This is a genomic window from Thermoanaerobaculum aquaticum, from assembly GCF_000687145.1.
In the GTDB taxonomy this organism is placed as follows: Bacteria; Acidobacteriota; Thermoanaerobaculia; order Thermoanaerobaculales; family Thermoanaerobaculaceae; genus Thermoanaerobaculum; species Thermoanaerobaculum aquaticum.
On the sequence record NZ_JMFG01000034.1, the window covers coordinates 1 to 8209 of the forward strand.

General features: G+C 59.4%; 3 protein-coding genes and 1 pseudogene. 1 reads left to right on the top strand and 3 read right to left on the bottom strand.

Features of this window, described 5'->3' with window-relative positions; genetic code table 11:
• Positions 1-796 precede the first annotated feature (796 nt).
• Both EG19_RS13925 and EG19_RS12890 read right to left on the bottom strand, forming a co-directional pair.
• Positions 797-2932, bottom strand: coding sequence for an IPTL-CTERM sorting domain-containing protein (locus tag EG19_RS13925; RefSeq protein WP_038050258.1), 2136 nt, complete (start codon positions 2930-2932; stop codon positions 797-799).
• A gap of 353 nt (positions 2933-3285) precedes the next feature.
• Entirely contained in the window at positions 3286-5658 is a 2373-nt protein-coding gene (locus EG19_RS12890) for an autotransporter outer membrane beta-barrel domain-containing protein (RefSeq protein WP_053335226.1), read from the bottom strand.
• A gap of 157 nt (positions 5659-5815) precedes the next feature.
• Here EG19_RS12890 and EG19_RS10605 point away from each other — a divergent pair, with 157 nt between their 5' ends.
• On the top strand, positions 5816-6808 hold the full coding sequence (locus EG19_RS10605; protein ID WP_038050259.1) for a LuxR C-terminal-related transcriptional regulator: 993 nt from the start codon (positions 5816-5818) through the stop codon (positions 6806-6808).
• A gap of 156 nt (positions 6809-6964) precedes the next feature.
• On the opposite strand, the pseudogene EG19_RS13765 reads toward EG19_RS10605, so the two are convergent.
• Positions 6965-8209, bottom strand: a pseudogene (locus tag EG19_RS13765) (hypothetical protein); the annotation flags it as partial.

Below are 8209 nucleotides of genomic sequence, written 5' to 3' on the forward strand. Positions count from 1 at the left end.
GGGGGCTTGGGGGGCAGAGCGCGCGGGTGGGCGGAAGGCACTGCGCGCGGGCCCCCCAAGGGAGAGAGCTGGGCTAAGCGAGCGGAAGGGTGGGCGGAGCGCGAGCGGCCCCCCGCGTGGGATGTGGGGCCGGCGCTCCTGCGCCGGCGAAAAAAGACCCGCGCTGGAGCACCGGGCCCGCATTTGCGATTTTGAGGCTTGCGGAGCAGGGCAAAGAACCTGCCGTACTGAGGCTGCACGGGCACCCAGAAAAGGAAGCAGATTCCTCGCTTCGCTTGGAATGACAGGCGAAGCCTGTCATCCTGAGCCGTCCGAAGCAGGGCGAAGGATCTCGTGGCCGAGCCTCGTGGCCCTTGCCCGTTCGCCGCAAACCGATCCCTCGCTTCGCTCGGGACAGCGGCGCAAGCCGCCGTTCCGAGGGCCGAAGGCCCGAGGAATCTGCTTTCGGACAGCTCATTGTTGTAACAAACCCGCGCGGGAGCGCGGGTCCCACACTTTTCTTTTTGTGGGGCCGCCGCTCCTGCGGCGGCTAAGAACAAATCAACCCGCGCGGAGCGCGGGTCCCACATTCTTGAGCGCGGGTCCCACATTCGTGAGCACGGGTCCGACATTCTTTAGCGACGGTTTCACGCCTCAGTGTTAAAGCCGCACTTCAGTTGTGAACCTCCACGGGCGTAGCTTGTGCGCGATCCTGACTCCGGGCCGCGCTCTCAGAAAAAAATCTCCCGCCGCATTTGGCGGCGGGAGGCAGGGGGTTAAAGGGAGAGGGCGCTAGGCGGCCCCTCCTGGCTAGCTTCTACGCAACCACACGTCGCACTAACAACAGCCCGGCACCCACCATCAGCAGGACAAGTGCCGTAAGACCCCATTCATCTAGGGTAGGGATGGGTTGCTGTTGCTGCGCCGTCACCACCAGCTGCGCGGTATCGCAGCCACTGATGACACACACCCGGTAGGCGACCACGCAGGTGCCGGAAGCCGGCACGTTAAAGGTCGCGACGCCGCTGCTGTTGATGCTAGCGCTAGCACACGTCGTCGCACCAAGCAAAGTAAAGCTCGCCCCAGGCGGTAAGGAGCCACTGCCGAACTGATCGTTGGACCCAACGTTGAAGGTGGCGCCTACAAAGCTAGCCGGGAAGCTCGTCGAATCATCTAAGGCATCCACTAACGGGACGGGGGTTGTGTTGCTGGCGGTGTTGTTAGCAGCATTGGAGTCATTGGACGCACCGGCGGTGACCGTGAAGGTGACACCTGTCTGGGGCGTATCCCCTCCTCCCGAAATACCTGGGGCGGTGAAGTTGAATGTGCAGTTGATGGTGGCACCGTTGGCAAGAGAGCCCACCGGCACCGGAGGATTGCAGCTTACGCTGCTCACGGTTCCCGCTGAGGCCGTAATAGAGCAGGTGGCGTTGGTCGCCGGATCAGGACCGTTGTTGGTACAAGAAAAGCTCAAAGAGGTGTATGACCCACCAGGCGACAGGCTGGGCGGCAGCGAACCCAAACTGGCCGCCATGTCGCTCTGCGCCGCCGGTGCTGCGGGTGCCTCAAAGGAGCCAATGTCGCAGATTGGGACGGTGTCGCCATTGCCATCTAGCGGGCGGGTCACGCCGTTTTGGGATTGGTTGTTCACTACCGAATTGCCGCAGATGGTGCTATCGCCAGTGTCTATGGCCGGGCTGGCTGGGCTGAGCGGGAAATAAGCTGGTGAGCCGGTAAGCACACCCAATTGTGGGTCGCTGGTGGAGAAAACAATGGCACTACAACTGCTGGGGCTGCTTGAGGTTGGGGTGGTTTCGATGATGTTGTTGCCACCAATAAGGGTGCCGTTGCTTCCAGCTCCATTGAAGCAGTCGTAAGACGAAGACCCAGTGCTGTTTGCAAGAATTGAATTGTAGACCTCAGTATACGGCGGGTTCGTACCGGACTTCCACGCGTATAGGGCACCCCCATTTGTTGACGCGGTGTTCCCAGACAAAGTGCTGTTATACACATAGAGAAAGCCACTGTTGTTAGCCACACCCCCGCCATTGGTTGCCTCGTTGCCGGAAAAGGTGCTGTTGGCAACGGTCACCCGTCCTCCTGCGCCAGAAATGCCGCCACCGTTTTGGCTGCTGCCAGTAGCCCTGTTGTTGAGGAAAGTGCTCTTTCGCACCAGCAGCGTACCGCCGAACTCAAAGATGGCACCGCCGCCCCAACCGCCAGCGGCGACATTATTGGAGAATGTGGAATCGTCAATATGAATCGTGGTAGTGAGCGTACCGGCAGACCAGTCGCTTATGGCACCGCCGCCGTTGGCGGCGGTGTTGCCGGAAAAGCTGCTCTGGAGAACCGTTAAAGGTCCTGCTCCATTCGTGGAGATGGCGCCGCCGTAGCCCGCGTTGTTGTTGGTAAATGTAGAGTATGACACGGTGACGGTGAAGACGCCGGTACTGCTGACGGCACCACCATCGCCGCTGGTGCTGTTGTTGGAAAATGTAGTCCGTACAAGCGTAAGGATACCTTGGTTATTGTAGATGCCACCACCTCCAAAGCTTCCTCCGTTTCCGTAAGCGATGGTGAGGTTTTGTAAGGTGAGGTTGCCGTTAGAGTTTACTTGCATTACCCGCACGTCCTGAACGGTGTCTCCATTGGTGTCACCGCTGATGGTGATGTCCCCGATGCCGTCACCGTTGACGTCGCCATTGATGGTCAGCGTACCCACCGTGGCCGCATCCAGGATGTTGGGCAGAGTGGAGCTCAGCGCGATGGTGCCGCTGACGCTAAAAACGATGGTGTCGTTGCCGTTACTTGGCGAGCCGGCGCAGTCGGTGTCAGCACCGTTGTTGGCTTCCTGAATGGCTTCCCGCAGCGAGCACTGGCTGTCATTGGCGACCGCGTCGCTGAGGGTCGTCACCGTATAGGTGAGCGCATCCGCGGTTGCCACTGCCATCATGAGGCCAAGGAAAAGCGCTACACAGCAGACCTTCCAGGCTGCCGCGCAAGCAACCCTTGGTGAATCCCACGCCCTTCCTCGATTTCCCATGCTTCTTCCTCCTTTCCCGAAATTGAGTTTCCTATTCTTTTTCCGACTTACGGTTCCTCCCGGAAGCCAAGGGCTGCCGGCGACCCTCCGCTGCGTGGTTGCAGGGCGCGGCTCCAGCTGTACCCGAAGCTGGAAACCGCACGCCACAGCGAAAAAGAACCCTCCCCCAAAGGAGGAGGGGGGAGGCGTTGGCTTGCGCGCACTTTTGGATGGGCAGAAACCAGAGGCACCAACGCCCCCCCGTTCTCATTTGTCAGGCTCGTTTAAGGTCTGTGCTCCTGTGACCCGCTCGCGGTTTGCGTCATAGCCTCAGAGTTCTCGCGGAGCTGCGTAAGCGTGCGGTAATCCAAACCTTTTTCCTCCGGCTGGCCCCATTCCTTCGGATTTAGGTAGGTACCTTGCTCCTCTGGCGGCTTTACCTCTTCTACCGGAATGCGGTGGGCTTCAGCCCAGGGGTCCTTCCGGATGCCAGTGACTTGCCAGGACACCTCTACCCTAGCCATGTTGGTGCGAATGACAAAGCGGTTGTTCTTGATTTCCTCCTCCACAATGGCTTGGGCAAACCGACCGATCACCGTGAGCTGATAGCGGAAATCCTTGTTCAATGCCTCAAACCATTCAGGAAGCTCCACCACCGCCCGGCCTTCTTCGTCGGTGACCACGTTTCCGTTGTAGATGTTCATCATGTCCGGCGACTCCACAAAGGAGTGGTACAGGTACTTGTGCTCGGGGTCCAGGGGGTGGTCAATCTTGAAGGAACCAGAGCTTTTGGAAAGCGCTCCATTGACGTGAACGCTGCCGTCGAACCAGCCAGCTTTGGAGGAGGCGTTACTCGAGGCTTTACCATAAACTCCGTAGAGCGCGCCACCCAAGAAACCCTCAGTGCCGCTGTTTGTGTTGCGGCCGTAAACGCCCCATCCAAAAGAGTTGCTGTTTTGACCGTACACACCGCTCCTGTTTCCCCCGGAACTAGAACCGTAGACACCGTCGCCGCTGGCGCTGTCGCCCCGGACGCCGTAGCCGTTGGCGTTATCATTGTTACCGTAAACGCCAGCCTTGTTGGCAGCGGACGTTTGGCCGTACACACCTTCAGCTCCGGTGCTGTGTCCAAACACTCCGCGACCGGAGCTGCTGGAGCCTTCCACCCCGTAGCCGCTGGTGCTGGAACCTAAAACGCCTGTCTTATTATTTGCTCCGACGCCCTTCGCACCTTCGTTTCCCCCAAGGTAACCCCAGTTGCCACTGCCAGTATTGCTCCCAAACACGGCGTAGCCACCACTGTTGGTTTGTTCGCCGTACACACCTGACATGGTGTTACCCCCGGAAACACCAGCAACGCCATGCCCCGAAATGCTCGTCCCCTTCACGCCGTAGCCGGCGGCTGCGTTGTAGCCGTAGACGCCGCTCTTTCCTACCACGCTTGCTTCGCCGCGCACCCCGTCGTTCTGCGTACTCTTACCGTAGATTGCCGTGCCCGTGCCGCTGTTCGTGATGGAGAACAGGTCCCCAGAAGCACTTCCCGAGCCGGCATACGGCAACGTGAAACCGCCACTTCCGGCTGCTTGCCAAACCAGGTTTGTGCCATCGGTCCCCAAGACCTGGCCGCTCGTTCCTCCCCCCGAGGCTGCCAGCTTGGCCTTGGTCACCGCACCATTCGCCAAATCTGCAGCTTGCACGCTGCCATCGGCAATCTTTGCCGAGGTAACGCTGTTGTCCGCCAACATTCCACTGGTAATCCCGCCATTGGCCACTGCCAACGTCACGTTGCCGGAGGTCCCGCCTCCGGTGAGCCCCTGCCCGGCTGTCACACCGGTAATGGTGCCGCTGCCACCGGTGGAGTTTTCCGCAAGCAAGCTGTCGGCAAAGTGCATCTCCACCGTGGAGGGATCATCCGAGCCGTTGGCAATGGAAGAGCCGAAGGCAATGACCTTGCCTGTGCCCCCCGTCACCTCGATTTCCACCTGATGGTTGGGCATGGACGTCCCAAACAAGCTCCACACGTTGTCCTGCTTTTGCTCCCGAGCTCCCAAATTCCACGTGCTCGGTGACCCCACAACAGCACCGGTTTCATCCACCAGCCGCAAGGTGACGGTGCAGCTATTCCCCGTGGTTTCCACAACCCCTACGTTGAAGCGAAAATCTGAAGCGCTGCGATCCGAAGAAGTTTGCCTTATCCCCACGATGCGGGTTTTCTCTCCTGCCCCAATGGCAAAGGAGGCTGGAACCCCTCCAAAGTACTGACCCTTCGAGTTCCGAAGGCCCTCGCCCGAGCTTTGCGCGTAAATCCGGGACGACACCAGAACCTTTTGGTTGGAAACGATCCGCAACGCTCCAAAGTTGGACTCGTGGAACATGAACTGCACCGCATCGTCGTAGCGCCTGACATCACCGGGTGGAATGGTGTCCGTGTAGGAACTGGGCGAAGGGTTGGCCTGCCGTTTCAAGAAGTAAAAGGTGACGTTGGCAGGCGAGGAGGTAGGGTTGTACACCCACACGGTGGTGTACCAGGGAGCTACCCCCACCGCCGAACCCACCGACGGCAGGTAGATGTCCGTGCCGGCAAAGCCGGCAAGAGTTGGCTGGGCCAAAGTGACCGCAACCACCAAACCTAACAAAAACGTCTTGCCTCGAAACATGGTCTCCTCCTTTCAGGACAGCTCCTCTCGATCTGTCGGTTTTTTCGAGGTGGTTGCAACCCCTCGCCGGCATCGCGTGCAGCCGTCCCTCATGTTCGAAGCCAATTTAGGTTGAGTCGCAGGAGCGTGTATAGTATCCTTTTAGGGTGGGTTTTGTATGTATCTCGCGTTGCGCACCGCCAAGTTGAATGAGCTGGAGCAGCTGTTCCCCCTCATCCGCGACAGCTCTGTTTACAGCCCCGAAGAACGAATAAAGCTTTTGGAGCTTTGGGCCTCGGTGCTCCGGGGCGGAAGCGGCGAATCCGCGGTGGTGGAGGACCACAACCGCCCGGCCCACCAACGGGTGGTGGGGTTTGGCTTAAGCGTGTTTGTGGCGGATTGGTTTGCCGACCAGGCAGCAAGCATGCCGCCGTACATTGGCCAGCGGCTCTTGGAGCTCTACCGCGACAACCGCTCCCCCATTCTCACCAGGAAACAGGTGGCCCAAGCCAACGTGCGCGAGGGATTGAACGTGTTGTCGCTTCACGTAGGCTGGCCCGAAGAACGCCTTACGCCGCTGGAGATCAAACATATGCGGCATTTTTTGTCTGACGCTTTCGTGGTGTTGCACCGGGGGTACAAGCTACGCTTGCTCTTCCATGAGTTTTATGGCAAGGAAGAGCTTTCGATGCTATTTGCCATGGGTGGTGTGCTCTGGTCCGACTACGCTTGGTTTTTCCAGGCCCACCCGGATTTGGCACCCCCAGAGGAACGCTGGCCTTACCTGGGAGGAGTAAGGCGAGACGAGGCGTTGCAGCAAGAAGCCACCGTTTCTTTTGCGGTGTTTTCCTCCCCCCCACCACGGTACGCGTTTACCCCCCGCGAGCAGGAGGTGCTCCGCATTGCTCTCCTAGGCAGCACCGATGAAGCCATTGCCCAGGCACTTGGGCTTTCGCTGGTGACGGTCAAAAAGCTCTGGAAGTCCATTTACGAGCGGGTCGCCGCTAAGAACCCGGCGGCGCTGCCATTCCCCTGGCCGGAAGTCTCCAATGGTGCGCGCCGGCAAAAGGAAAAGCGCCGATTTCTTCTCGACCATATTCGCAGTCACCCCGAGGAAATACGCCCAAGACCCACGAGAAAACACCGCCCGCAGGCCTCCGATGGCGGCTAAAACGCCTTTGGAAGCCGAAAGCCCCACCTCACCTGGGTCCAAAAGGTGAGGGCGAGAAGGGCAAGGGACAATGGGTATCCCGCGGGCATGACCCACACCCCTCGAAAAAAAACCGGCCCCCGGAGGGGCCGGTGGGGTGTGGGGGTGCCAACCCCCTTAGGGACGCGCCGGTACCTGGTTTGGGGCTTGTTTCTGAGCTGCCAGCTGCTCGTAGCGCTCACGGAGGCTCTTCATCCTTTCGTAATGCAGCTCTTTTTCCTCCGGCTGACCCCATTCTTTGGGATGCAGGTAGGTGCCCTGCTCCTGCGGTGATTTTTCCTGCTCCACGGGGATGCGATGGGCTTCAGCCCACGGATCCTTGCGAATTCCGGTAACTTGCCAGGAGACCTCGACATTTGGCATGTTCGTGCGAATCACGAAGCGGTTGTTCCTAATCTTCTCTTCCACAATGGCTTGGGCAAAGCGGCCAATCACAGTCAGTTGGTAGCGGAAGTCCTTGTTCAAAGCCTCAAACCACTCGGGAAGCTCAATGATAGCTCGACCTTCTTCATCGGTGACCACCACGCCGTCGTAAACGTTTTTCATCTCCGGAGACTCTACGAAGAAGTGGTTTAGGTACTTATTCTCGGGGTCCAGAGGGTGATCAATTTTGAAGCCACCGCCCCCTTTCTCCAGAAAACCTGAGACGTAAACCTTTCCGGCGAAGTAGCCGGCGTAGCCGGCGGTGCTTGCCCCGTAGATGCCCATCCCGTTGACAGAGTTATTCACTCCGGAAACACCAGCCAAGCTGGCACTGGCGACCCAACCGCTAACGCCATCCTTGCCACCAATAAAGCCCTGAGCCCCTGTGCCGCTGTTTTGACCGTAAACCCCGTAGCCGTCGGAGTTGGCACTCACGCCTCTAACGCCTGCCATGTTACTCATGAGCGAAACCCCCCGAACCCCGTCGTTGCCCTGACTGTCGCCAAAGACGCCAACGGCCGAACTCCCTTGGCCGTGGACACCAGCCCCACTGCTCGCCATAGCGTAGCCCCAGACGCCGGTGCTATCGGCGGTGCCGTAGACCCCGACGCCTGTGGCACTGTTGCTTACGCCGGCAACCCCCAGTTCGCCGAGTCCCCTGACGCCGATGCCGCGGTCAGCCTGGCCCAAGACCCCGATTCCCGAGGAGCCAAAGCTGCGGCCGAGAACTCCGATGGTGTCGGTGCCGCCGGTGTGGGACGCTTCGCCGTAAACAGCTACGTAGCCTGAAGAGGTAGCCATCGTATATCCGGCCACACCGGTTCCGAAGGCACTTTCGCCGCGAAGGGCCGTACCACTACCCGTGTTGCTGATTACGAAGGAAAGCGCGTCTCCGTTAGAGCCATTGTACGGCAAGGTCAGCCCCCCTTGCAGGTCGCT